Raw genomic sequence first — 25,967 nt, 5'->3', positions numbered from 1 at the left:
GGCGGAATCAGCCGGCCGGGTGCGCATGCGTCGTCGCGCGCCCGACGCGAACGCGTCAGGAACGCGTCTCCCGCGGCGTCTCCTCGCTGCGGGGCGCGCCGTTGATGTCGCGGTGGATGCTCTGCATCTGCGCCTCGACGTTCTGCAGGCTGCGGGCGCAGTCGAGCAGCGTCTGCGAATGCTCGGCGAGCCTGGCGTCCGGGAGGTCCGACTTGTATCGCAGCGCATGCTCGAGGCTCGCCCAGTAGTCCATGGCGACGGTGCGGAACTGGACCTCCACCGGGGTGTAGTGCGGGCCGGACGACAGGAACACGGGCACGGCATAGATGACGTGCAGGCTGCGATAGCCGTTCTGCTTCGGATTGCGGATGTAGTCCTTGACCCTGAGCACCTCGATGTCGGACTGCCCCGACAGGTAGTTCGACACCGAGTACACGTCGTCGCGGTAGTTGCAGATGACGCGGATGCCGGCCACGTCGAAGAGGTGGTCGCGGATGGACTTCGTCGTCAGGGGCAGCCCCTTGCGTATGAGCTTGCCGAGGATGGAATCCACGGACTTGAGGCGACGCTCCATGTGGTGGATGGGGTCGTGCGAGAAGCGCACCTGGAACTCGCCGTCGAGGATCTCCAGCTTGGTGCTGATCTCGTACATCGCCCCCTCGTACACCTGCATGAGGTCGATGAACTCCTCGATCTCGTCGATGGGGAACCGGTGTTCCGGGGAATCCATGGATTCAAGGCGCGCCTTGATCTGCGAGGAGTTGATGCGGTCGTGTCGGTCAAGTATCACGGGCCCCCATGATACCCGCGAGTCTGTGCGTCGGCTGGGCCGTGCATGACAGCCCGTGCATCGGCGGAGGGGCCACGCCGTCCCGCAAGGCCCGCATGGGCCGGAACGCGCAGGTCGACGCGGCCGGAATAGAATCGCTGGTATGGATGAGGAGATGATGACGGTCGAGGAGCGCTCGTCGAAGGTGGGCGACGACCGCCCGGACGCGGGACGCGGCACCGGCGTGTACTACGTGCACACCCTGGGCTGCCAGATGAACGTCCACGACTCCGAGCGCATCGCCGGCGTCCTGGAGAGCAGGGGCTACCGTCCGGCATCGGAGCGAGAGCTCAGGGACAGGGACGTCGACCTCGTGGTCCTCAACACCTGCGCGGTGAGGGAGAACGCCGCCGAGCGGATGTACGGGACGATCGGGGAATGGGCCGCGCTCAAAAGACGCAACCCGGGGCTGCAGATCGCCGTGGGCGGATGCATGGCCCAGCTCGATCGCGAGCGGATCGTCCGCCGGGCGCCGTGGGTGGACGCGGTGTTCGGCACGCGCAACGTCGGAGCGCTTCCCGAGCTGCTCGACACCGCGAGACGCAGCGGGACGCCGCAGGTGGGGGTCCCCGACACCTTCAGCTACTTCCCGAGCCAGCTGCCCGCCGTCCGCTCCTCCCGCGTCACCGCCTGGGTGTCCATCTCCATGGGGTGCAACAACACCTGCACCTTCTGCATCGTCCCCACCACGCGCGGACGCGAGCACGACCGTCGTCCCGGGGACGTGCTCGAGGAGATCCGAGGCTGCGTCGCCTCCGGCGCCCGGGAGGTCACCCTGCTGGGGCAGAACGTCAACTCGTACGGATATTCGATGGGCGACCGCTACGCCTTCTCCCGGCTGCTGCGCGCCTGCGGGGGAATCGAGGGGCTTCGGAGGGTCAGGTTCACGTCGCCCCATCCCGCCGCGTTCACCGATGACGTCATCGAGGCGATGGCCGAGACCCCCAACGTCATGCATCAGCTGCATATGCCTCTGCAGTCCGGGTCCGACCGGGTGCTCAGAGCCATGCGCCGCTCCTACAGATCCGCAAGATTCCTGGGGATTCTCGCACGCGTCCGGGAGGCCATGCCCGACGCGAGGGTGTCCACCGACGTCATCGTCGGATTCCCCGGCGAGACGGAGGACGACTTCCGGCGCACCCTCGAGGTCATCGAACAGGCCCGCTTCTCCTCGGCCTTTCTCTTCCGCTACTCGCCTCGTCCCGGCACCCCGGCGGCCGCGATGCCCCAGGTGCCTGACGAGGTGGTCTCGGAGCGCTTCGACCGCCTGCTGGCGGTGCAGGAGCGCATCACCGTCGAGAGCATGGCACGGTTCGAAGGGCATGACGTCGAGGTGCTCGTCACCGGGGCGGCGGGCCGAAAGGACGATAGGACGGGCAGGGTGACCGGCCGCGAACGGACGGGAGCGCTGGTGCACGTCGGCGTTCCCCTGGGGTTCGCCCGTCCCGCGGTGGGGGACCTGGTCACCGCGACGGTGACCCATGCCGGACCGCATCATCTCATCGCCGATCCTGATCCCGAACGGGGGCAGACCTATGACATACGACGCTGACGCCGACGAGGCCGACGACGGCTGGAACGACCCTCTGGACGGGACGTCCACGGTGCCGGGCGGTCCGTCCGGACGGGCGCCGGAGCGCACGGATCACGCGGACCCGCAGCCGATGGACGCGCCGCAAGACGGGAGTGGATCGCGAGATGCCGCAGGGTCGGCAGCGGCGGCCGGGCATCAGGATTCCCGTCGGGTCGTGTCCATCGTGGGTCCCACGGCATCGGGCAAGACCAGGCTGGCCATCGCCGTCGCCCGCTCGCTGACCGCCCAGGGCGACCGCACGCAGATCGTCAACGCCGACGCCTACCAGATGTACCGCGGAATGTCGATCGGCACCGCCAAGCCCACGGCCGAGGAGAGGGCGGCCGTCCCCCATCATCTTCTCGACGTCATCGACCCCGATGAGAACATGACGGTCGCACGCTTCCAGGGGATGGTCCGCGACTGCATAGCCGAGCTGAAGTCCAGGGGCGTGCGGCCTCTGCTCGTCGGAGGATCGGGCCTGTACGCACGGGCCGCGCTGGACGAGATGTCCTTCCCCGGAACCGACCGGGCGGTGCGCGCCGGTCTCGAGCGGCGGCTCGACGAGGAGGGGGCCGGCGCCCTGTTCGAGGAGCTTCGGCGGCGCGACCCGGAGGCGGCCGCCAGAATGGATCCCCGCAACCCGCGGCGGACCATCCGTGCCCTCGAGGTCATCGAGCTGACCGGTCGTCCGTATTCGGCGAGCCTTCCGAGGTACCGCTATGCGATCCCCGCGGTGCAGATCGGTCTCGACATGCCTCGCGAGGACATCGACCACCGCATCGAGGTGCGTACCGTGCGCATGCGCGAAGCCGGCTTCGTTGACGAGGTCAGGTGGATTCGCCAGCGTCTCGGGCCCACGGCGGCCCGTGCCCTGGGATATCAGCAGGTGGCCGACTATCTGGACGGGCTGTGGAGCGAGGACGAGGCCTTCGCCGACATCGCCCGTCGTACCCGTCGGCTCGCGCGCAAGCAGATGGGCTGGTTCGGCCGTGACCCTCGTATCCATTGGCTCGATGCAGGCGGCCCTCGTCTGCTCCGCAACGCACTGGCGGTCATCCGGCATGCGGACGCCGGCTACTACGATGAGACGGATTCCCATGCCGACGATGTCGTTCGTCGTCATCTTGGGGCCTTCGATGGGACGGGCGTCGTAGAAGGCGCCGCGTAGAATCGTGCTGCTATGACACGACAGGCATCATCCGGGGGCGGACGCAGGGCGTCCGCCAGGTCGTCCTCATCCGATTCGTCCCCCGACTCGTCGCCGTCCGAAGGCCCCTCGACGCGGAAGGGGGGCCGTTCGACCCAGGATGAGCCGCGCGAGCCCGTGTGGAAGCGCCTGATTCTCGCCGTTCCTCGCGCTCTGGGAACTCTGGTGCGGTCCGTGAGCGGTGTCGGAGACGATTTCGACCCCGCGTACAGGCGTGATGGCCTGTGCCTGCTTCTGCTTGTCCTCGCCGTCCTCTTCTGCGCGTCCGAATGGTTCCGCGTCGACGGGGTGCTGGGACGCGTCCTTCATGCCGTGGCCTCCGGGGTCTTCGGCGTGATGAGCCTGGCGCTCCCCCTTCTGCTTGCGGTACTGGCCATGCGGCTGCTCCGCCATGCGGGGGAGGGGTCCGAGAATCCCCGCGTCATCAGCGGATGGGTGCTGCTTGTCTGGTCGGTGTGCTCCATCATCGATGTGGCGCTGGCCTCCGGGAATCGCGGCTTCGACATCACCCGGCTCCAGTCCGCGGGTGGTCTTCTCGGCTTCGTCATCGGGTCCCCGCTGGCCTGGGGGCTGTCGGCTCCCTTCGCCATCGTCGTGTTCGTTCTTCTCGCCCTGTTCTCGCTGCTCATGATCGCCAGGATGTCCATCGGTGACGTGGCGTCCTCCGTGCGTGGGCTGTTCCGGAGACAGGGGAAGGCGGCGGAGGCCGGGGACGACGACGAGTTTCCCGACGAGGTGCGGGTCGGGGACGCCGTACTTCCCGTCGCCGCCGGCGTTCCCTCCCATGACGGTGATGACGAGGAGACTCAGTATCCTCCGTCCGTCCGCACAGGATTCCTCGCCAGGCTGTCGCGGTTTTTCCATCGAGGCAAGGACCCCGAGGATGGCTCCCTTGACAGCTATGCCGGCGACGATGCCTTCATCTCCGCGTCCGCCCGGGAGGCCGATCGGGATGAAGGGGACGAGGGGGCGGGGCGTCATCCCCGGTCGGCGTCGTCCTCCACGGGCGGTTTCAGAACGTCGGGGAGCGAGGGGTCGACGTCGGACGATGGTGGCCAGGGGGGGACCATGCCCATGCCCGCCGCCCTGCCGACCACGGCACTGCCTTCGAATGCCGGTTCCGCCGGTTCTCGGAGCGCCTCGGAGGGGTGGGACCGAGACGAGGCGCCTGGCGACCCCTGGGCCGCGACAGAGCCCGCGGGGCCGTCCGACGCCGGGACCGCGACGCCCGCTGCGGCCGGCTCCGCATTCTCCGCGGATGCATCGCCCTCCACCGCGTCCTCCTCTCCGATGACGCCGGGGGGAGCCGATGACGATGCGGATTCCGAGGCGACGGCCCCCTATCGCCTGCCCGGTCTGGACCTGCTCGCGCTCGGCAAGCCGCATGCCGCTCGGACTCCGGCCAACGACGCGGTAATCCGCTCGCTGACCTCCACCTTCCGGCAGTTCCACGTCGACGCCCGTGTCGTCGGCTTCCTGCGCGGCCCCTCCGTCACCCAGTACGAGGTGGAGCTCGGCCCCGGTGTCAAGGTGGAGAAGGTCACGAACCTCCAGCGCAACATCGCCTACGCCGTGGCCAGCTCCGATGTGCGCATCCTGTCGCCGATCCCCGGCAAGTCGGCCATAGGCATCGAGATCCCCAACGTCGACCGCGAGATCGTCCATCTCGGCGACGTGCTTCGCAGCGACACGGCCACCTCCGATCCCAACCCCATGCTTGCGGGCGTCGGCAAGGACGTGGAGGGGCATTTCGTCACCGCGGATCTCACGAAGATGCCGCATCTGCTCGTCGCCGGCGCCACCGGCTCCGGAAAGTCGAGCTTCATCAATTCGATGCTCACCTCGATCATCATGCGCGCGACGCCGGAGCAGGTGAGACTCATCCTCGTGGACCCCAAGCGCGTCGAGCTGTCCGCCTATGCCGGCATCCCGCATCTGCTCACGCCCATCATCACCGACCCCAAGAGGGCCTCCCAGGCCCTTGAGTGGGTGGTCAAGGAGATGGATGCGCGCTACGACGACCTGCAGTTCTTCGGATTCCGCCATGTCAAGGACTTCAACGCCGCCGTCCACGCGGGCAAGGTGCACGTCCCGCTGGGCTCCAACCGCAAGGTCGCGCCGTATCCGTATCTGCTCGTCGTCGTCGACGAGATGGCCGACCTCATGATGGTCGCGAAGAACGACGTGGAGAGCTCCATCCAGCGCATCACGCAGCTGGCCCGCGCGGCCGGCGTCCATCTCGTCCTGGCCACTCAAAGGCCGTCGGTGGACGTCGTCACCGGCCTCATCAAGGCGAACATTCCCTCGCGTCTGGCCTTCGCCACCTCCTCGGCGACCGATTCGAGGGTCATCCTCGACTCCGTGGGGGCCGAATCGCTGATCGGTCAGGGCGACGCGCTGTTCCTGCCGATGGGGTCGGCCAAGCCGATCCGCGTCCAGGGGTCATGGGTGAGCGAATCCGAGATTCGCCGTGCCGTGGACTTCGTGCGTACCCAGCGCAGGCCCCGCTACCGCGAGGACATCGAGCAGATGGCGAAGGAGGCGGACGCCCAGGCGACGGAACCCGACGAGGACATCGGCGACGACATGGACGTGCTGCTGCAGGCCGCGGAGCTCGTCGTCACCACGCAGTTCGGTTCGACGTCCATGCTCCAGCGCAAGCTCCGCGTCGGGTTCGCCAAGGCGGGCAGGCTGATGGACCTGCTCGAATCGCGCGGCGTCGTCGGCCCCTCCGAGGGGTCGAAGGCCCGCGAGGTGCTCGTCCAGCCCCAGGACCTTCCCCAGGTGCTCGACTTCATCAAAGGCAGGACGTCGTCCATGCAGGGTTCCACGGCCGCCGCATCCGACGAGGATCGATAGCGCGGCTTCCGGGCCGTGGAACGGCTCCGCCCTCCACGGCAGGATGCGACCCCGGGTATATGGTGGAGCCTATGCGAAATCCTGCCGCGGAGAGACCGTCCCTGCTCGATGGCTGGAACAGCCCGCCGAACCTCGTCACCTACGTGAGAATCCTGCTCGTGCTCGCCTTCATCGGCGTCGATGTGGCGGCGGGGTCATGGGGGGTCTCCAGTCTGCCGCTTCGCTGGACGGCGGCCGGGCTGTTCGTCGTAGCCGCCTCCACAGACAAGCTCGACGGCTGGATGGCTCGCACGTACAATCACGTCACCGAGCTGGGCAAGCTGATGGATCCGATCGCTGACAAGCTTCTCATCGGCTCCGCTCTGGTGCTCGCCTCCTGCTTCGGGGAGCTCGGGTGGTGGGTGACGATACTCATGCTCGTCCGGGAGGTGGGCATCACGGTCATGCGTCTGTTCGTCATCGACACGAGCGGCCGCGTGATCGCCGCGTCGAAGGCCGGGAAGTACAAGACCCTTGCGCAATGCGTCGGTCTGGGACTGCTGCTCATGCCCATGTGGTCCCTCGTCCCGGGTCTTGCTCCCGCGGGCACGGGAGCGGCCATCCCCATGTGGCTCACCCTCTACTACGTCGTCACCTACGCCGTCATCTATCTGGCGCTGATCCTGTGCCTGTACTCCGGCGGTCTGTATCTGTACAGCGTTCTCTCCCATCGCCACGCCTCCGATGCGGGGGAGTCCCCCTCGGCGACACCTGCCTCCCCTGATGGCCGGGAATGACCGTGACCCCGTCATCCGGCCGTTCCGACGTTCCCGCGTGGCTGGAATCCGGCACGGATGAGGCCGCCGCGGCGATTCTCAGGTCCTGTCGCTGCGCCGACGTGCTGCTCGCGGCGTCCGAATCCCTGACGGGGGGTCTGGTCTCCGACGCCTTCGTCAGGATTCCGGGCGCGTCCGACGTTTTCCTTGGATCCGCGGTCACCTACGACGTCGCGGCCAAGGCTTCGGTGCTTGGCGTCGACGAGGGGCTTCTGTCGGCCGAGGGCGCCGTGCGTCCGGTTGTTGCCAGGCAGATGGCGCTCGGAGCGGCCTTGCTGTTCGGGCGTCCGCATCCGGGTGTGCCCGTTATCGGACTGTCCACCACGGGCGTCGCGGGTCCGGGGCCGGATGGCCGGGGGAACCCCCAGGGCCTGGCCTATGCCGGAGTGTTCCTTCCCGATCGCGGCGGGAACGGCGTCGTGTTGGCGCATGATCCGCTGGCCGCCCTCCGGGATGTCGAGCGGGGGCTGTCCGCTGATGCCGGGGTGAGGGCCTCTCTTGTCGGTTCCGACGTCGTTCCGGCGATCGGGAAGGGCATGGGCTCCGCAGAAGCCGTCCCGAGCGTCGCGGCCGATGACGGTATGACGCCGCTGCGAGGGCGCATCGACGTCCTCCGCCTGCGTTCCCGTGGTTCGCGCGAGGAGATACGTCGGCGGACGGTGTTCGTTCTGCTCCGGTATGTGAGCCATCTCACAGCGCCCTGGGGGGAATAATCCCCCGAATCGACCTGTTGTTTATGTCGTACGTAATCAACAGGTCCTAGGGACTACAGAATGGGGATGGCACCATGGAAAGCATGATTCGCAACGCGGAGCGTGAGAACCAGGGCGTGGCGGCGGTCAGCCCGGTGATTCCTGGTTCGGCGCGAATGAGGGATCTGACGCCCGCCCAGCGTCGTGCCGTGATGTTCGCCCAGCGTCAGGTCCTGATGGCGAGGGCCGCGAAGAAGGCCAGGGACGACAGGAAGGCCGCGCTGGACCGCATGTGGCGTCAGGAGGATGACGAGACGGAGGTGGAGACGCGCTCCTCCGTCCGTGCCGCAGGGCCCGAGGGGTCCGTCCGCGACGTCTCTCTGCGGGAGGCCATCGGCCATGTCCTGCGCGATCTGCGCACTCGCGATCATCGGACCCTGCGCGAGGTCAGCGAGAAGGCCGGGGTGTCCCTGGGGTATCTGTCCGAGGTCGAGAGGGGCCAGAAGGAGGCCAGCTCGGAGCTGCTCAGCTCCATCGCCGAATCCCTGGGCGTGAGCACGGCCCAGATGCTGAGGATGGTCGCGGACTACCTCGATTCCCTCGAGGACTGAGGGGCCGTTTTCCTGGCATGGACCCGCGGGCCGCGTCGGATGTCGTTCCGGCGCGCCGGCGGGTTTGTCATGCGTCACGCCATTCCCAACGACGCCTCAACGACGGCGGGCGTTGAGGCGTGTCTGGGCGCGTGCGGGTCGTGCCCCCTGACCTCGTGTCGCGGACCGACCCGAATCCGTGCCTCCGGGCGCGTGCGGGCCTGTGCCAAGGGCGTGGAGAGTCGGTCGTCCTGTGGCCTCCATGTGGTTCGTCGGTGCGATCGTCTATGCGTGGTCGTTCCATGGCCGTCCCCGGAGGGTGGCAGTGTGGCCGACGTGAGGGAACGTGAGTTCTGGCAGCTGCTGGACGAGGTCTTCGGCCGCGCCTATGGGCGCAGCCTGTCGCGGGATCTGTGCCTGACGGCCCTGCATGGCGTCACCGTCGTCGAGGCTCTGGCGGCCGGGCTTGAGCCGCGTGTCGTGTGGAACGTCCTGTGCGATCAGATGGAGATTCCCGACTCCCTCAGATGGGGGAAGGATCACAACGCCCCTCCTCTTCCCGGAACCCGGAGGGTCCTGGGTCCGTGACGTCGCGGTGGGACCGGCGCGGCGCGGGAGGCGGCGCGGAGGTGTGCCGGCGTCACCAATGAGACCCGTGGAGCCATTCGAACAAATGTTCGCTTCATGCGGTAGACTTCAGGAGGAATCCGCGGGATGACGCCGTGCTCGACCACAGATGTCGCGGTCGGCCGCAGTCGGCGTCCCGCCGCCTATCGTGGGGCGGGACATAGCCACGAACGGTAAGGAGAAGCGATGGCGCATCAGACCAGGACCGCGACGGCGGTTTCCGCCGCGGGCTCGACGGGGGAGTCCTCTGCATCCGATGAGGGGTCGCAGCGCCACACGATCGATCCGCGACGCCAGGCGGCGCTGAACACGGCCCTCGATCAGGTGGAACGCAGCTTCGGCAAGGGATCCGCGATGCGTCTGGGGGACAAACCCCACCAGAACGTCGAGGTCATCCCCACTGGTTCGCTGGCGCTGGACATGGCGCTGGGGATCGGCGGTCTTCCCCGGGGTCGCATCGTCGAGATCTATGGCCCCGAATCCTCGGGCAAGACCACCCTCGCCCTCCATGCGGTGGCCAACGCCCAGAAGAACGGGGGCGTCGCGGCCTTCATCGACGCCGAGCACGCCCTGGACCCGGACTATGCACGGCATCTGGGGGTCGACACCGATTCGCTTATCGTCTCCCAGCCCGACAACGGCGAGCAGGCGCTGGAGATCGCCGACATGCTCATCCGCTCCGGGGCTCTGGACGTCATCGTCATCGATTCCGTCGCGGCACTGGTCCCCAAGGCCGAGATCGAGGGCGAAATGGGGGACAGCCATGTGGGGCTCCAGGCCCGGCTGATGAGCCAGGCGTTGCGGAAGATGACCGGCGCCCTGTCCCAGGCGGGGACCACCGCCATCTTCATCAACCAGCTGCGCGAGAAGATCGGCGTGTTCTTCGGCAACCCGGAGACGACCACAGGCGGGAAGGCCCTGAAGTTCTACGCCTCCGTCCGACTCGACATCAGACGCATCCAGACGCTGAAGAACGGCGACGAGGCGGTGGGCAACCGCACCAAGGTCAAGGTCGTCAAGAACAAGATGGCCCCCCCCTTCAAATCGGCCGAATTCGACGTGCTCTACGGGGAGGGAATCTCCCGCGAGGGGTCCGTCCTCGACATGGCCCTGCAGTGCGGCATCGTCAAGAAGTCCGGTTCCTGGTTCACCTACGAGGGCGACCAGCTGGGCCAGGGACGGGAGAACGTCCGCCGTTTCCTCAAGGACAACCCGGGCGTCACCGAGGAGATCGAGCGCAAGGTGAAGCAGAAGTTCGGTCTTCAGCCGGCGGATGACGAATCCTCCGACGATGGCTCCGCGACGGGGGACGACGGGTCCGGGTCTCCGAAAGGGGCGGCTGGTGATGCTTCGGCCGCTGAAGGCAAGTGATCGAAGCCTCTGGATTCCTGGAGTCCCTGTCCCGGTCTTCGCATGACGGCGATGGACGTTCGTCGGTGCCTTCCGACAGCATCGGCGAGCCGGAGGACGCGTCGCGGTTCGACTCCGAGGAGGGACGATTCGGCCGCGGCCGCAAAGGTCGGCCCCGGCATCGGTCGGGCCGATCGGGGGACGTTTCGCGTCGGTCGACGGAACAACGCGCCGGACGCGCGGATCATGGGTCCGATGCTCATGATCAATCCCCGACGCGATTCGGCATGGGGGATCGCGACGAATGCCGGGAGGCGGCGCTGCGTCTGCTCGACGCCGCTCCCCGGTCGGCATGTGATCTGAGCGACAGGCTCGTCGGCAAGGGATTCCCACGGGAGCTTTCGGACTCGGTCGTCGACAGGCTCATCGAGGTGGGCCTCGTCGATGACGAGACCTATGGCGGCATGGTTCTGAGAAGCTGTCTGGGCAGGGGGATGGGGCCGGCGGGCGTGCGGCGCGAGCTCCGGAGAAGGGGGCTCGATTCCTTCCTGACGGAGACGCTTGTCGATGCGGCGCAAGGACGCGGCGACTTCCTGGACGCCGCACGTGGTCTGGGTCGGGCGGTGGCGCGCCGGACGAAGGGTCTGGACAGGGAGGTCCGCCTGCGCCGCTTCTGGGCGGCGGGAGGTCGGCGTGGCCATCACGCCGACGTTCTTCATCGAGTCGCCGAGGAGATGTTCCCGCCCGACGGCCAGGAGGACCTCGGTGATGCCGGCGAGGGAACCTACTCCTAGGTCCGGGACCCCCGCGCCCGTGCCTCGGTGCGTCATCGCGATGACGCGAATCCGGACTCGGAGGATATTCCTGCGAGACGTGTGATGAGACCCCCGCATACCCCGGGTTCTGTCGCGCGTCCAGAGGACGCGCGGATGGCCATCCATCTCGACCTGGCGTCGCCGCCAGGCTCCAGCAGCCTACCCGAAGGCACGGGCGAGCAGCCCTTGACGCCTTCTGCTTGGCCTTGCTCCCGATGAGGCTTGCCCTGCGACCGTCGTTGCCGACGGTCCGGTGGTCTCTTGCACCGCCGTTTCACCCTTGCTCCGCCGAAGCGGGGCGGTCTGTTCTCTGTGGCGCTGTCTCTCAGGTCACCCTGGGCGGACGTTATCCGCCATCGTGCTCTGTGGAGCCCGGAAGTTCCTCAGTCCCGCACGAGGCGGGACCGCGGCCATCTGGGGGTCTCGGGAAGACATCGTACCAGCGGACGGGAACTGACGTCCGAATCCGATCGGACCGGCGTTTTCTCGCCGCTTCGGTGGGTCGCACCCTCGGTCGCGTAACGTTCTCGGCTACAATGAACCTACCCGGCTAGGCGCTGGAGCCCCGCCGGAACAGATGGCGGCTCGCGCCGCCTGAGTCAACAAGGAGGTCCACATGGAAATCGTCGTTACCGGACGCCACACGCAGATCAAGCAGAAGTTCCGCGATGTCGTCGAGAGCAAGATGAATCGTGTGACCGCCATCGCGCCTGACACCCAGCGGGCCCAGATCGTGCTGACGCACGAGGGCAATCCGCGGCAGGCGGACACCGCGCGCCGCGTCGAGATCACCGTGATCGCCGGACGCACGGTGGTGCGCGCCGAGGCCTCCAGCGCCGACGAGTTCAGCGCCCTTGACATGGCCTTGGACAAGCTGACCCTGCGTCTGCGCCGCGCCAGGGACCGGCGCAAGGACCATCGTCGCGGCTACGCCGTCCCGGTGGACGCCGGCGCCGTGCAGCCTGAGTCCGCCGCCCCGGCCGAGGACCAGCAGGCCGCGGAGGACGAGCCTGTCAACAGCCCCCAGGCGGCCGTCGCCTCCGATCTCGGTCCCGGCGAGTCCGTCGAGGTGCAGGTCGGGGACACCCCCATCGTCATCCGGCGCAAGCTCCATATCGCCGAGCCCATGAGCATCGACGAGGCCCTCTACGAGATGGAGCTTATCGGCCATGACTTCTTCCTCTTCGTCAACAAGGCCACCGGTCGTCCATCCGTGGTCTATCACCGTCATGGATGGAGCTACGGCGTCTTCGAGATCGACACCCCGGAGAACGTGAAGGCAGCCGGCGAGTAGCCGCCGTCTCTGTCTCGCGCATCGCATCGGCGGGTCGGCCTCTGAATCCATCGGATTCAGGGACCGACCCGTTCGTCGTGTCGCCGGAGCTGCAAGCGGCCACGGAACGGGTGTCGTAGGCGACCGCCATGGACCCCGGTCACTCCGTTCGCACGGACCGTTGCGTCCCCTGGCTCGCATCCCTCATGTCGATTCGGTGGGTGGGGCACCGCGAGACGGTTCGCCCGACGCGCTTATCGGAACTGTCGCGTACACTGAAACGTGGCTTGTGCCCGGCCGTAGAGACCGGGATCCCGGTGGAACCGACAAGGGAGCGAAACGTGGTGGATATCGTCGACAAGGCCCTGCGCATGGGCGAAGGTCACCAGATCAAGAAGCTGGAGGCCGTGGCCAAGGCGGTGAACGCGCTCGAGGACGAGATCTCCTCTCTGGACGACGACGAGCTCAAGGGACAGACCGCCAAGTTCAAGCAGCGCCTGGAGAAGGGCGAAAGCCTGGACAAGCTCATGCCGGAGGCCTTCGCCACGGTGCGCGAGGTCTCGAAGAGAACGCTGGGGCAGCGGCACTTCGACGTGCAGATCATGGGCGGCGCCGCCCTGCACTGGGGAAACATCGCCGAGATGAAGACGGGCGAGGGCAAGACCCTCGTGGCCACTCTGCCGAGCTACCTCAACGCGCTCGAGGGCAAGGGCGTGCACGTGGTCACCGTCAACGACTACCTCGCGAGCTACCAGAGCGAGCTTATGGGCCGCATCTTCCGTTTCCTGGGGATGAGCGTCGGCTGCATCGTCACCAACCAGAAGCCTCCCGAAAGACGCAGACAGTACGCCGCCGACATCACCTACGGCACCAACAACGAGTTCGGCTTCGACTATCTGCGCGACAACATGGCATGGGACAAAAGCGAGCTCGTCCAGCGCGGCCATCGCTACGCGATCGTCGACGAGGTCGACTCCATCCTCATCGACGAGGCGCGCACGCCTCTGATCATCTCCGGCCCCGCGGAGGGGGACGTGACGCGCTGGTACCGGCAGTTCGCCCGCCTCGTGCCCAAGCTCACCCGCGACGAGGACTACGAGGTCGACGAGAAGAAGAAGACCGTCGGTATCCTTGACCCCGGAATCACCAAGGTCGAGGACTTCCTGGGCATCGACAACCTCTACGAGCCCGGCAATACCGCTCTTATCGGCTATCTGAACAACGCGATCAAGGCCAAGGAGCTCTTCCTGCGCGACCGCGACTACGTCGTCACCCACGGTGAGGTGCTCATCGTCGACGAGCACACCGGACGCATCCTGTCCGGACGCCGCTACAACGAGGGGCTGCACCAGGCGATCGAGGCGAAGGAGGGCGTGGAGGTCCGCCCGGAGAACCAGACCTTCGCGACCATCACGCTGCAGAACTACTTCCGCATGTACGACAAGCTCGCCGGCATGACCGGAACGGCCGAAACCGAGGCCGCGGAGTTCATGGGCACCTACAAGCTCGGCGTTCTGCCCATCCCGACGAACAAGCCGATGATCCGCGAGGACCAGGACGACCTCATCTTCCGGACGAAGAAGGAGAAGCTCGCGGCCATCGTCAAGGACGTGGCGAAGCGCAACGCCAAGGGCCAGCCGGTTCTGCTGGGCACCGCGAGCGTCGAAAGCTCCGAGGTCGTGTCCTCGCTGCTCGACGTCGCCGGCATCCCCCACCAGGTGCTCAACGCGAAGCAGCATGCGCAGGAGGCCGCCGTGGTGGCCGTCGCCGGACGCAAGGGCGCCGTCACCGTGGCGACCAACATGGCCGGCCGCGGCACCGACATCATGCTCGGCGGCAACGTCGAGTTCCTCGCCGACCAGAGGCTCAAGGCGGAGGGATACTCCCCGGACGACACCTCGGAGGAGTACGAGAAGCGCTGGCCGGGAGCCCTGGCCGAGGCCAAGGCCAAGGCCAAGGACGAGCATGAGGAGGTCGTTCGTCTCGGAGGCCTCTATGTCCTCGGCACCGAGCGTCATGAGTCGAGGCGGATCGACAACCAGCTGCGCGGACGTTCTGGACGACAGGGCGACCCCGGCGAATCGCGCTTCTATCTGAGCCTCGAGGACGACCTCATGAGGCTGTTCAACACCCAGCTCGTGGCGCGCGTCATGGCCAAGGGTCTGCCCGAGGGCGAGCCCATCGAATCGAAAAGCGTCTCCAAGGGCGTGCGCAACGCGCAGAAGGCCGTGGAGTCGCGCAACTTCGAGATCCGCAAGAACGTCCTCAAGTACGACGACGTCATGAACAAGCAGCGCAAGGTCATCTACGCCGAGCGTCAGGCCGTGCTCAAGGGCGCCGACATCCATGAGGACATTCTGCGTTTCATCTCCGACACCGTGGACAGCTACGTCCGTGGGGCCAAGAACGGCTCCGACCGGCCGGATCGCTGGGACTGGAAGGGCCTGTTCACGGCCCTCGCGACCGTGTTCCCCGTCGCCGTCGACCCCGATGAGGCCCGCAAGGCCACCCTGGCCGTGAAGAAGAGCGCGAAGGCTCCGGAGACTCTCCACGACATCATCGTCAAGGACGCCACCGAACAGTACGAGGGCTTCGAGGAGAAGGTCGGCGGGGAGGCCCTGCGGCAGCTCGAACGCCGGGTGGTGCTCGCCGTGCTCGACCGCAAATGGCGCGAGCACCTCTATGAGATGGACTACCTCAAGGACGGCATCGGCCTGCGCGGCATGGGCCAGCGCGACCCTCTGGTCGAATACCAGCGCGAGGGCTACCAGATGTACAACTCGATGGTCGAGGCGATCAAGGAGGAGAGCGTCCAGCTGCTCTTCCACATCGACATCGAGCAGGTGGCCCGGACCGAGAACCTGGGCACGGAGACGGACGAGGACGTGGCGGTCGACCAGGCCGAAAAGACCATCGGCCTGCCGTCCGGCGACCATGCCGACGAACCCGTCTCCGCAGAGGCCCCCGAGGACCCCGACGCCACGGACGAGGATGACGACGTCGAACGAGCCGCCGCCGATCGCCGGGACGGTACCGGGGACGACGTGGAGTCCGAGAGTGTCGGCTCCGTGCATGGGGACCGTCCGGCCGGGCCCGTAGGCCCTCAGCCTCTCAGCCACGCCGATGCGAAGCTGCCCGCATCCCGCAGGCCCAAAAGCGAGGAGAGCCACGCTCCATGGACGGACGGACGCACCTTCCCGGGCACGTCCCGCAACGCTCCGTGCCCTTGCGGATCGGGACGCAAATACAAGATGTGCCACGGACAGAACGAGCGCTGACCGGGTCCGTTCGCCGCGACATCGGCCGGTACTACAATGGCCACCGTCGCCGGCGCCGGTGGCAGGAGGGCTAGGGAGGAAACATGGCGGAGATCACGTGGAAGTCGATTCTCACGGAGCTCATCTCGGGACGGCATCTGAGCGCGGAGGAATCTCACTGGTTCGTCAACGACCTGATGGACGGCAACGCCAACCCCGCCGCCGTCGGGGCCGTCCTGGCCACCCAGCAGCAGCTGGGACTGACAAGTCCTGAGGTCTTCGGCGCCGCCAACGCCATGGTCGCCCATGCCGTGCCCCTGCACGTCTCCGGCGAGACGACCGACATCGTGGGCACTGGCGGCGATGGCGCCGCCACCGTGAATCTGTCGACGATGGCCTCCGTGGTCGCCGCATCCGCCGGCGTCAGGATCGTCAAGCACGGCAACCGTGCGGCCTCGAGCAAATGCGGCGCGGCCGACTGCCTCGAGGCTCTCGGTCTTCCCCTCGACCTCTCGCCGGAGGCCGTCGGCCGGATAGGCGACGAGGTCGGCATCACCTTCGCCTTTGCCAAGACCTTCCATCCGGCCATGCGCTTCGTCGGCCCTGTGCGTTCGGCGCTGGGCATCCCCTGCGTCTTCAACGTCCTGGGGCCCCTGACGAACCCCGCCAGGCCGGCCCATGTGGCCATCGGATGCGCGGACAGGCGTCTGAGCCCCATCATGGCCGAGGTGTACGCGAAGCGCGGGCAGACCGGCATGGTGTACACCTCCGCCGAGGGACTCGACGAGATGGCCCCCACCGGTCCGGTGTCCGTCTGGGAGATTCGGGAGGGAAGGGTCGAGGAGACGAGTTTCGACCCGGTCGGGCAGCTCGGGCTCAGGCCCGTCACGGTCGCGGATCTCAAAGGCGCCGAGCCCGCCTACAACGCGACGAAGATGAGGGAGTTCCTCGCGGGGAATGACGTGCCCTACCGCGAGACCGCCCTGCTCAATGCCGCCTCGGCCATCGTCGCTGACGGCGGGCTGCTGCCGGACTCCTCGGCCTCGCTCACGGACCGCTTCTCCGCCGCCTACGTCCTCGCCCAGAAGGAGATTGACTCCGGGCGCGCCGCAGCTCTGCTCGACCGCTGGCTCACGGCGGCCGTCGCCGCGCGCTAATCACAGGGGGAGATTCCCGGATGCCCGTGAGGCCTTCGGGGTCGGATGATCGCCGCTCGGCTGACTTTCGGGGAGTTCGTGCAGAAACGATGGCAGAAGGCCTATGCATGCCCATGCATAGGCCTTCTCTTTTGCGGTGATGTCCGGTGGCGACGGCGGGACTATGCGTCAGGACGCGGGGTCGGTCTCCGTCAGACGCGGGCTCCATCGTCGTCCGGGTCACGGCCTGGAGAGCGACTCTCGCGGCGCATGATGAGAAGACCTGCTCCTCCGATAACCGCCGCGGTGCCGCATATCGTTCCCAAGGCGCCGGCGAGACTCGGCAGAAAGGCCGCGGCGATGACGCCGGCGATGCCCGCCACCAGCAGCACCGCGAAGACGAGCAGGGAGGTCCGTGGTCTGCCGAGGCTCGGATTCGGCGGGGTGAAGTCGTCATCCGGCGCATCGAGGATGCTGGGACCGGTGAAATCCCTCGGTCCGCGGCCGGCCCCGAGATCGTCCGTGAAGCTGCCGTCGTCCAGATCCTTCACCGACAGCAGCGCCTTGCGCTTCTGCCGACGTGCATGGCGCTCGAACCTTTTCGCCGCACGCGATCCGGCGACGTCGCGCAGGTCGTCCTCATGGGAGCGTTCGAACCGGGCCCATTCCTCGTCGGGTTCCTCGGACGGGGAGCCGTCGCCACCACGGTTGCTATTGTTGAGGTCGGTCATGGCTTCACTGTAACGGTGGTGCACGTCAACCCGGCGTGCATCGTGCATGACGGGGGAGGGATCCGGTGCTCTATTGGTTCTTCGTGCGTATGCTGGGCCCGCTGGCGCGATGGCGGATTCATCCGGAGCCCAAGGGGGTGGAGAACATCCCGGCCAGCGGAGGCGCCATCATCGCCGCCAACCATCTCGCCGTCATCGATGATGCGCTGCTTCCACTGACGAGCCCGCGGATGATCCATTTCATGGGCAAGGCCGAGTACTTCGAAGGCCACGGCATCAAGGGCCGCTTCAAGAAATGGTGGTTCACCTCCGTGGGGGTGTTTCCCGTGGATCGCTCCGGCGGTTCCAAATCGCTTGGCGCCCTGCTGCATGCCCGGCGCATCCTTGAGGAGGGACATCTGTTCGGAGTCCATATCGAGGGCACGCGCAGTCCCGACGGACGTCTCTACCGTGGCCATACGGGCGCGGCGCGGCTCGCCTTCGAGACCGGCTGCCCGATCATCCCGGCGGCGATCATCGGCAGCCGTGACCTGCAGAAGCCCGGCCAGGTCCTTCCCTCCCACGGATGCACGCAGGTCATCTACGGGACTCCCATCGAGGTAAAGGGGCGGGACCCCGATTCGGTGACGCATGAGGAGCTGCGCGAGCTCACCGACAGGGTGGTCCGGGCCATCGCGGCCATGAGCGGGCAGGACTACGTCGACGAATACGCGCAGACCGTCAAGAAGAGGCTTGCCCAGCTCAAGGTCGCATCGGGTTCGGCCCGCTGACCGGTTCGCTCGCACGTCCTCGCCGGTCTGCCCTCCTCTCTGGTTCCACGCCGGGATTAGCCCAGGGGGAGTCCGCGTATGCCTGGATTCGCGCGTGACCACTGCCTGCGACGATCCCGCCAGGCTCTGGACGTGCGTCCCCTCGAGCATTCCCGGAGAGAGCGCTACACCACCGTGAGGATGATGACGGTGGCCTTGCCGTTGGTGTCGCGCAGCCTCGTGGCACCCGTGGCGCTCTGCTGCTGCACCAGACCGAGGATGTTCAGCCCCTGCGTCTTGACGCTGAACCCCAGCCCCTCGAGGATGCTTGTGGCGTCGGATGCCGTCTTCCCCACAAGCGACGGGATGACGGCCGTCTCCGGTCCCTTCGAGACGACGACGTCGACGGAGTCGCCCCAGTGCAGCTGGGTGCCCGCGGTCACGGAGGTCGAGACGACCTTGCCCTTGGCCACCGAATCGCTGTACTCCTCGCTGTAGCTTGCCTCGAGCTTCGCGTCGTCGAAGGCGGCCTGCGCGTCGGAGCGGCTTCTTCCCGTGACGTCGGGCATGCTCACCGGCATCGGCCCCTTGGAGAGCACGACGGTGACGGCCGTCGAGTGGGCGACGGTGGTACCCGGGTCGACGCTGATGCTGATGAGCGCGCCTTCGGGAACGTCCAGCGACCATTGGTCGTCGTCCTCGTCGTGGCGGATATTCGTGAATCCGGCGTTCTTCAGGGCGGCGAGGGGCTTCGCCCCATCGGTCGTGGAGGAGTCGAGGATGTCCGCCGGCACCGTGGTCTTACGCACGCCCTTGGAGACGATCACGGTCACACGCGTCCCGTCTCGTCTGCTCACATGCGCGCCGACCGTGGATGGCGTGGTCGAGATCACCCTTCCGCTGGCGACGTCGTCGCTGTAGCCGGTCTTCTCGGCGTAGGGGATTCCCGCCACCTTCAGGGTGCTTCGGTAGGCCTTCCAGTCGACGTCGCGGATGACGCAGGAGGATGAGGAGCCGCAGGACAGCCCCACGGGGCGGGGCATGGTCCAGTAGCTTCCCGGTCCCAGCAGATACCACCAGATTCCGCCTCCGGCCACGATTGCAAGCGTCGCGGCGACAAGAAGAAGCGGAAGGACGAAACGTCGGCCTCCGCCTCTTGTCGCCGTCGGGGAGGAGAGCGCGGCGTCGGGGTGCCGTCCACCGGGTGATGCGAGGGATGACGCCTCGACGGCTTCCTCCGTCTCCACCACCGTGGTCGGTGAGGATGAGGATGTGCTCGGGTCACGCGTGGACCGGACTCTGGGCGGAGTGGTTCGTGTCGTCGTCGCGGCCGTGACGGCCAAGGGTATGGTGCCGTCCGTGGTCGTCTGCAAGGCGGGCGGCGTCGACGGGGCCGCATCAGTGGCGTCGTCCGTGTCATTCACGTTGTTCGTGTCGTTCGTGTTGCCCGTGCCGTGCCCCGCGCGAGCGGATTCCGATGAGGGAGCCTCCGGGACGATTCCAGGGAATGGGGCGGGGAATGGCCTCGTGTCGTGGTCCGGCCGCATATAGGACCATGACTCGGGTGGGAGTCCTGCCGCCATCCCGCGGAGCTCCTCCAGCGCCGCGTCGGCATCGGGCGGACGCAGCGACAGGTCTCGGGCCGTCAGATGCGCCACATAGGTCGACAGGGAGGAGTCGATGCCTGCGCAGACGGAGACCAGAGACGGGACGTCCTCGTGGACATGCCGGAAGACAAGCGTGACGGGATTGTCGGAGACGTAGGGAACGTCTCCGGTGAGCATCTCCCAGGCCATGATTCCCACGGCGTACAAATCGCCCTGCGGAGTGGCCTCGTTACGCTCGATGAGCTCGGGAGCCAGATACGAGGCGGTTCCCAGCAGCATGCCCGTGGAGGACAGGGTCGCCTGGTCGATGGCCTTCGCCAGTCCGAAATCGGTGATCTGGACGCGTCCCCGATCATTGATGAGGATGTTCTCGGGCTTGACGTCCCGATGCACCAGACCCGCCCGATGCGCCGCCGCCAGACCATCAAGCGTTTCGGCGACGATGCGCAGCGTCGAACGCACGTCGAAGACCCCTCGGCGCTCCATCTCGCTGCGGAGCGTGACCCCGTGGACGTACTCCATCACGAGGAACTCGCGCCCCCTCCACTCGCCCGTGTCGTACACCTGCACGATATGCGGGCTGGCAAGGGTTGCGGCGGAGCGCGCCTCCCGATGGAAGCGTGCCACGTATTCGTCCCGATGAGGCCCCTGCGCCAGCTGCGCGTGCATCACCTTGATGGCCACGGACCGGTCGAGACGCTCGTCCATGGCCTGGTACACCGTGGCCATGCCTCCCGAAGCGATACGGCCCGTGATGCGGTACCGTCCGTCGATCAGGCCCTGGTCGGGCTGCGTGATGGCGTCACCCATTCTCCCGTTTGGCCCCCGTATCGACGTCGCTGAAGATTCGCTGACGATGGCATCCGCATCCGCAGGCGACGCCTCGCCGGATGCGGATGCCCGTCGTCCTGTTCGGATGAACGCTCTCCAGTCTATAGGGACCGGGGTCACGCCGACGGATCCCGGTCGAGCATCGGCACGAAGTCCCTGCACTCGTCGAGAAGCATGTCCCTGTCCGCATCGGGCAGGCCCATCCGACCGATCGCCGCGGAGGTCTGGGACCACAAGGATCGGATGCGCGAACGGGAGCGGTCGATGGCTCCGCTCGAACAGAACAGAGTGATGGCGCGGGCGACGTCCGCATCGCTTCGGGTCGGGGACCGGAACATGCGGGTCAGCTCGTCGCGTTCGGAAGGATCCGACCCGGCAAGGGCGTCGGCGAGAAGCACCGTGCGCTTGCCCTCACGGATGTCGCCGCCCACCGGCTTTCCCGTGGAGGCGCTCGACCCGATGACGTCCAGAAGGTCATCCGCCAGCTGGAAGGCGACGCCCAGAGGCTCCCCGACGGCGAGGGACAGATGGACCGCCTCCTGCTCGCTCATCCCGCCGGAGGCCAGGAGCCCCAGTCTCAGGGGAGCGATTGTCGTGTAGCTGGCCGTCTTCCATCGGAAGACATTGAGGGATTCGCGGGTGAGTCGCGGGATGTCGTCCAGCGGGGCGAGTCCGACGGCGAGGTCCAGCACCTGTCCGGCGCCCACGTCGCGCTGCATGCCGAGGAAGGCGTCCATGACGGCCGAGGGATGGGCCAGACCACGGGAGGCGCGCTCGGCCACGTCGATGCTGCAGGTTGCCAGGATGTCGCCGAGCATAAGCCCCAGGCCTCGGCCCATCGCGTCATCGCCCGTCGCGCGGGCCAGGGCACGGTGCGCGCTGGGTCTTCCGCGGCGCAGATCCGATTCGTCGATGATGTCGTCGTGCACCAGGGCCGCCGTCTGGAAGATCTCGATCGCGCAGGCCAGGTCGAGCATCGCCGGCGTCATGCGGTCCGGGCGTTGTCCCTTGCCGTGGAGGCCGGAGTCGACCGTGCAGGCGTATGCGGTCATCGCCAGCCGGGCCCGGAGCCTTTTGCCGCCGCGCGACGAATCCAGCGCCTGCATGACCACCGCGTCGGTCACCTTCGCGTCCCCGCCCGCCACCGGTCGTGCGATGTCCTCCCGATCCGTTCCGGAGGCCGTTCCGCCGGCGGTTCCGGCCAACGCGCCTCGTCGGATCGAGTCCCCGATCAGTGCGACCGTGCGCCGCTCGATGTTCAGGCGGTCGGGAATCGTGCTCATGGCTTCGAGGGTATCCGCACCGTCCTACCGGCGGACAGATCCGGATTCGACCACAGCGCGGACCCGGACCCGGAGGATCGTCCCTCGTCCGGCAACGTCGGGGATGTCGCGGCGACTGTTCGTGACGAGGGCACGACGTGGACGAGGGGGAACCGGATGCTGCTGGACGATGATGGTCACGACATGGGTCGACGCGCGTGCGACGAGGCCGGGGAGGCGCGCGACCGGCTCCTCGGGGGCGGGGGATGTCAGGAGGGGGGAGCGGACGCGGACGATCGCCGTGCCGGTGCGGTACCGGGGTCCTCCGATGTCGACTCCCTGCGCGTGTCTCCCGCGGAAACGTCAGTGGAAGCCGGCGAGGCGGACTCCCCGTGGGCGGATGATGGGATGATGGGAGATCCCTTCGAGAAGAACGCGCTTCGGGGGATGGCCGGGACGTTCAGGGCCGATCGGCTCGAAAGGGGGCCCTGCGTCGTCGACGCCGAATGGGTCGACGGACCCCTCGACCGATGGCTGGATGCCCTCGCCGACGGGTCGGCGCTCGACCCGAGGGACGTCGCCGTCCTGGCCGTGATGATGAGCGAGACCCTTGCTGTGCGTGACGTCCTCATCCTCTCTCTGGTGTGCGGCAGCGAGGACGGACGGGCGTTGAAAGACATGGCGGCGAACCCTCAGCATCCGACGAACGTGCTGCGCATGACGGCGCTGCTGTCGATGTTCTTCGATGATCCGACGCGCTTCCCGGATTCGGTCCGGTGCTCACGTGGCATGGCGATGCTCGAGGACATGGCGTCCCGGGTGCCGACCGACCTGTCGATTCAGCCGCGGGCCGTCATCGCGTACACAAAGTGGTGGATGGACGATCCCCATGCGGCCCGCGACGCCGAGCTCATCCGCAGGGACGACCCCGACTGCACGCTGGCCTCGATCGTGCTCGCGGCCGCCGCTCGCGGGATTCTTCCGGCATGGTGCCGCACCGCGTCGTCGGCAGCGGGGGCGCCGTCCGGGGGTGCGGGAGCGCAGGAGGAGGGCGGCGTGAGCAGGGGCTTTCCCGAGGGCTCGGACCCGACGTCCCGAGGTCCGGAGGATTCGGACGGGACGAAGAAGCCCGCGCGGTGACCCTTGGCGGGGATGTCTGGATGACACGGGGATGCGCGGGGGCGGGAATAATCGTCCCCGGCTCATGGTTGACTCCAATGGTTGTCTGTGTAGCCTGCGGCCGTATGCGTTCCGTGTGCCGGTGGGCGGGCGAGCAATGGGAGGAATCAACTTTGGTCACCAAGGATACGGCGCCGGAATCCGCACAGGTCGAGATCGGCGACGCGGTTCCCCATACGTCCGGGACGCGCGCCACAAAGCGCCCGTCATCGCGTAGGCGTACGGCCGCCTCGGACGGCGCCAAGGACTCTGAGACGTCTTCCACCGAACGCGGCGGGAGGACGAGGTCGTCGAAGCGCATGTCGTCTCAGAAGATTTCCGGCACGGAGACGTCCGAGGAACCTCAGGTGATGACGGAGGGGGAATCGTCGAAGTCCGGGGAATCCTCCCGCTCCTCGCATCGAGGGTCGGCATCCGCGTCGTCGAAGCGCCACGCGTCGCGCACCTCGCACGCCGGTCCCGAGACGCCGAATCCCGAGGAGACGGACCGGCGGGACGCCGACGAGGACGTGGATGCATCGGCCGACGAGGCCGACGGGGAGGAGCTCGTCGGCGCCTCCGGCGCCTCGGATGCGATGGATTCCGAGGATGCCGATGAGGACGATGGGGACGTCGAGACCGAGAACGACGAGGACGCGGTCGAGGATGATGCGGACGACTCCGGGGATTCGGATGATTCCTCCGACGATTCCGACGAGGAGGATGATTCCCGGCGTCCCAAGGGCGCCTTCACCCTGCGCGACGACGACCCGGAACCCACCACGCCCGTGCGGTCGCGTCGCCGCGTCGTCTCGGTCGGCGCCACGGCCGACCCCGTCAAGGACTATCTCAAGCAGATAGGGCGAGTCAGCCTTCTTAACGCCGAGCAGGAGGTGGACCTCTCCGAGCGCATCGAGGCGGGGCTGTACGCCCAGCATCTTCTCGACACCGCGAAGGAGCCCCTCAGTTTCTCCCGCAGGCGCGAGCTCGAATGGGCCGCCGCCGACGGGCGGAAGGCGAAGGACCATCTGCTCGAGGCGAACCTGCGTCTCGTCGTGTCACTCGCCAAGCGCTACACGGGACGCGGCATGCTGTTCCTCGACCTCATCCAGGAGGGGAACCTCGGCCTCATCCGCGCCGTCGAGAAATTCGACTGGAAGAAGGGCTTCAAGTTCTCCACGTACGCCACCTGGTGGATCAGACAGGCGATCACCCGCGCCATGGCCGACCAGGCGCGCACGATTCGCGTGCCCGTTCATATGGTGGAGGTCATCAACAAGCTTTCCCGAGTGCAGCGGCAGATGCTTCAGGATCTCGGCCGCGAGCCCACGCCCGATGAGATCGCCCGCGAACTCGACATGCCGGTCGAGAAGGTCCAGGAGGTGCAGAAGTACGGTCGCGAGCCCATCTCCCTGCACACGCCGCTCGGCGAGGACGGCGATTCGGAGTTCGGCGACCTCATCGAGGACACCGACGCCATCGCCCCGTCCGATGCCGTGGCCTTCTCCCTGCTCCAGGAGCAGTTCCGGCAGGTCCTTGAGACATTGTCGCCTCGTGAGGCCGGCGTTATCAAGATGCGCTACGGCCTCGAGGACGGGCAGCCCAAGACGCTGGACGACATCGGCCGCGTGTACGGCGTCACCCGCGAAAGGATTCGTCAGATCGAATCCAAGACGATGTCGAAGCTTCGGCATCCGTCGCGCTCGCAGACGCTGCGAGACTTCCTCGACCAGTGAACCCGTCGGAGGTGTCCACAAGGAATCGGCACCTCCCGAAAGACGCTTCCACGTCCGGCGCCGCCGCGCGTCGGACGGCTTCCGCATGAAATGAGGGATATCCATGGCTGAACGCTACAGCGCGCGGGACCTCTCGGTGCTTGAGGGACTTGACGCGGTGCGCAAGCGGCCCGGCATGTACATCGGCACCACCGACAGCCAGGGCCTTATGCACTGCCTGTGGGAGATCCTCGACAACTCGGTGGACGAGGCGCTCGCCGGCGCATGCACGCGGATCGTCGTCACCCTCCACGCCGACGGCTCCGTGGAGGTCGCCGACAACGGACGCGGCATCCCCGTCGACGTCGAACCGAAGACGGGCCTCACAGGCGTCGAGGTCGTTCTCACCAAGCTCCATGCCGGCGCCAAGTTCGGCAACTCCTCGTATACGGCCGCCGGAGGTCTGCATGGGGTGGGTTCCTCCGTCGTCAACGCGCTGAGCTCGCGTCTGGACGTCGAGGTGGACCGCGACGGGCGGACGCATCGCATGACCTTCCATCAGGGCCATCCGGGCGTCTACGAGGATGCCGACCCCGCGCATCCCTCGCCGGATTCGTCCTTCCGCCGCACCCGCAAGAACCGTCCCACGCCGCTCGAGGTCGTCGGCAGGGTGCCCGCGACGACCACGGGCACGCGCATCCGCTACTGGGCCGATCCCGAGATCTTCAACGACACCGCGCGCTTCAGCTACGAGCAGCTCATCGCCCGCGTCCGTCAGACGACCTTCCTCGTCCCCGGCCTCACCATCGAGGTCGTGGACGAATCCGTCCCCGAGACGGGCGACGAGGGAAGGGACGAGCTGCGGGAGGTCGATGCCGACTCCGTGGC

20 protein-coding genes and 1 other RNA gene are annotated in these 25,967 nt (G+C 67.3%); 16 read left to right on the top strand and 5 right to left on the bottom strand.

Features of this window, described 5'->3' with window-relative positions:
- Positions 1-55: 55 nt before the first annotated feature.
- Complete coding sequence (locus RWX87_RS02985; RefSeq protein ID WP_314686791.1) at positions 56-730, bottom strand: GTP pyrophosphokinase family protein; 675 nt, start codon at positions 728-730, stop codon at positions 56-58.
- Between the two features lie 202 nt (positions 731-932).
- On the opposite strand from RWX87_RS02985, the gene miaB reads away from it, so the two are divergent.
- The 9 genes from miaB (at position 933) to RWX87_RS02940 (ending at position 11,339) form a co-directional block, all read left to right on the top strand.
- Positions 933-2,381, top strand: a complete 1,449-nt coding sequence (miaB, locus tag RWX87_RS02980; protein WP_314686776.1) for a tRNA (N6-isopentenyl adenosine(37)-C2)-methylthiotransferase MiaB — start codon at positions 933-935, stop codon at positions 2,379-2,381.
- A complete protein-coding gene (miaA, locus tag RWX87_RS02975) occupies positions 2,365-3,573 on the top strand; it encodes a tRNA (adenosine(37)-N6)-dimethylallyltransferase MiaA (protein WP_314686772.1) in 1,209 nt (402 codons plus the stop codon). Before miaB ends, miaA begins: the two co-directional genes overlap by 17 nt.
- A gap of 12 nt (positions 3,574-3,585) precedes the next feature.
- Complete coding sequence (locus RWX87_RS02970) at positions 3,586-6,471, top strand: DNA translocase FtsK 4TM domain-containing protein (protein ID WP_314686770.1); 2,886 nt, start codon at positions 3,586-3,588, stop codon at positions 6,469-6,471.
- 71 nt (positions 6,472-6,542) lie between these two features.
- Positions 6,543-7,247 carry a CDP-diacylglycerol--glycerol-3-phosphate 3-phosphatidyltransferase gene (gene pgsA, locus RWX87_RS02965; protein ID WP_314686766.1) on the top strand — a complete coding sequence of 235 codons (705 nt, stop codon included), beginning with the start codon at positions 6,543-6,545 and terminating at the stop codon, positions 7,245-7,247.
- On the top strand, positions 7,244-7,999 hold the full coding sequence (locus RWX87_RS02960) for a nicotinamide-nucleotide amidohydrolase family protein (RefSeq protein WP_314686765.1): 756 nt from the start codon (positions 7,244-7,246) through the stop codon (positions 7,997-7,999). Before pgsA ends, RWX87_RS02960 begins: the two co-directional genes overlap by 4 nt.
- Before the next feature lie 74 nt (positions 8,000-8,073).
- Entirely contained in the window at positions 8,074-8,589 is a 516-nt protein-coding gene (locus RWX87_RS02955) for a helix-turn-helix domain-containing protein (RefSeq protein WP_399552282.1), read from the top strand.
- Positions 8,590-8,904: 315 nt separating this feature from the next.
- Positions 8,905-9,156 carry a DUF3046 domain-containing protein gene (locus tag RWX87_RS02950; RefSeq protein ID WP_314686763.1) on the top strand — a complete coding sequence of 84 codons (252 nt, stop codon included), beginning with the start codon at positions 8,905-8,907 and terminating at the stop codon, positions 9,154-9,156.
- A 225-nt stretch (positions 9,157-9,381) separates the two neighbouring features.
- Entirely contained in the window at positions 9,382-10,566 is a 1,185-nt protein-coding gene (recA, locus tag RWX87_RS02945; RefSeq protein ID WP_314686760.1) for a recombinase RecA, read from the top strand.
- 266 nt (positions 10,567-10,832) lie between these two features.
- On the top strand, positions 10,833-11,339 hold the full coding sequence (locus RWX87_RS02940; RefSeq protein WP_314686758.1) for a regulatory protein RecX: 507 nt from the start codon (positions 10,833-10,835) through the stop codon (positions 11,337-11,339).
- An 81-nt stretch (positions 11,340-11,420) separates the two neighbouring features.
- On the opposite strand, the gene rnpB is transcribed toward RWX87_RS02940, so the two are convergent.
- An RNA gene (gene rnpB, locus RWX87_RS02935) (RNase P RNA component class A) lies at positions 11,421-11,786 on the bottom strand.
- Positions 11,787-11,976: 190 nt separating this feature from the next.
- Here rnpB and hpf point away from each other — a divergent pair.
- The 3 genes from hpf to trpD all read left to right on the top strand — a co-directional run bounded on the left by hpf (position 11,977) and on the right by trpD (position 17,047).
- Positions 11,977-12,654, top strand: a complete 678-nt coding sequence (hpf, locus tag RWX87_RS02930) for a ribosome hibernation-promoting factor, HPF/YfiA family (protein WP_314686756.1) — start codon at positions 11,977-11,979, stop codon at positions 12,652-12,654.
- Positions 12,655-12,974: 320 nt separating this feature from the next.
- On the top strand, positions 12,975-15,911 hold the full coding sequence (gene secA / locus RWX87_RS02925; protein ID WP_314686754.1) for a preprotein translocase subunit SecA: 2,937 nt from the start codon (positions 12,975-12,977) through the stop codon (positions 15,909-15,911).
- 83 nt (positions 15,912-15,994) lie between these two features.
- Complete coding sequence (gene trpD / locus RWX87_RS02920; protein WP_314686751.1) at positions 15,995-17,047, top strand: anthranilate phosphoribosyltransferase; 1,053 nt, start codon at positions 15,995-15,997, stop codon at positions 17,045-17,047.
- A gap of 191 nt (positions 17,048-17,238) precedes the next feature.
- Here the strand turns inward: trpD and RWX87_RS02915 are convergent, their stop codons facing one another.
- Entirely contained in the window at positions 17,239-17,757 is a 519-nt protein-coding gene (locus tag RWX87_RS02915) for a hypothetical protein (protein ID WP_314686748.1), read from the bottom strand.
- A gap of 65 nt (positions 17,758-17,822) precedes the next feature.
- On the opposite strand from RWX87_RS02915, the gene RWX87_RS02910 reads away from it, so the two are divergent.
- On the top strand, positions 17,823-18,527 hold the full coding sequence (locus RWX87_RS02910) for a lysophospholipid acyltransferase family protein (RefSeq protein WP_314686747.1): 705 nt from the start codon (positions 17,823-17,825) through the stop codon (positions 18,525-18,527).
- A 164-nt stretch (positions 18,528-18,691) separates the two neighbouring features.
- On the opposite strand, the gene RWX87_RS02905 is transcribed toward RWX87_RS02910, so the two are convergent.
- Entirely contained in the window at positions 18,692-20,923 is a 2,232-nt protein-coding gene (locus tag RWX87_RS02905) for a protein kinase domain-containing protein (RefSeq protein ID WP_314686743.1), read from the bottom strand.
- A gap of 137 nt (positions 20,924-21,060) precedes the next feature.
- A complete protein-coding gene (locus RWX87_RS02900; protein WP_314686741.1) occupies positions 21,061-22,227 on the bottom strand; it encodes a polyprenyl synthetase family protein in 1,167 nt (388 codons plus the stop codon).
- Positions 22,228-22,614: 387 nt separating this feature from the next.
- Between RWX87_RS02900 and RWX87_RS02895 the strand changes: the two genes are divergently transcribed.
- The 3 genes from RWX87_RS02895 to RWX87_RS02885 all read left to right on the top strand — a co-directional run.
- Positions 22,615-23,346 carry a DUF4192 domain-containing protein gene (locus RWX87_RS02895; RefSeq protein ID WP_314686738.1) on the top strand — a complete coding sequence of 244 codons (732 nt, stop codon included), beginning with the start codon at positions 22,615-22,617 and terminating at the stop codon, positions 23,344-23,346.
- A 20-nt stretch (positions 23,347-23,366) separates the two neighbouring features.
- Positions 23,367-25,100, top strand: coding sequence for an RNA polymerase sigma factor (locus tag RWX87_RS02890; protein ID WP_399552281.1), 1,734 nt, complete (start codon positions 23,367-23,369; stop codon positions 25,098-25,100).
- Positions 25,101-25,203: 103 nt separating this feature from the next.
- Positions 25,204-25,967: ATP-binding protein (locus tag RWX87_RS02885; protein WP_314686737.1), on the top strand; the 764-nt coding region annotated here is incomplete at its 3' end.

The sequence above is a fragment of the uncultured Bifidobacterium sp. genome, assembly GCF_963540075.1.
Lineage (GTDB): Bacteria > Actinomycetota > Actinomycetes > Actinomycetales > Bifidobacteriaceae > Bifidobacterium.
The sequence above is the reverse complement of the archived record's forward strand: the minus strand, read 5'-3'. Positions and strand labels throughout refer to the sequence as shown.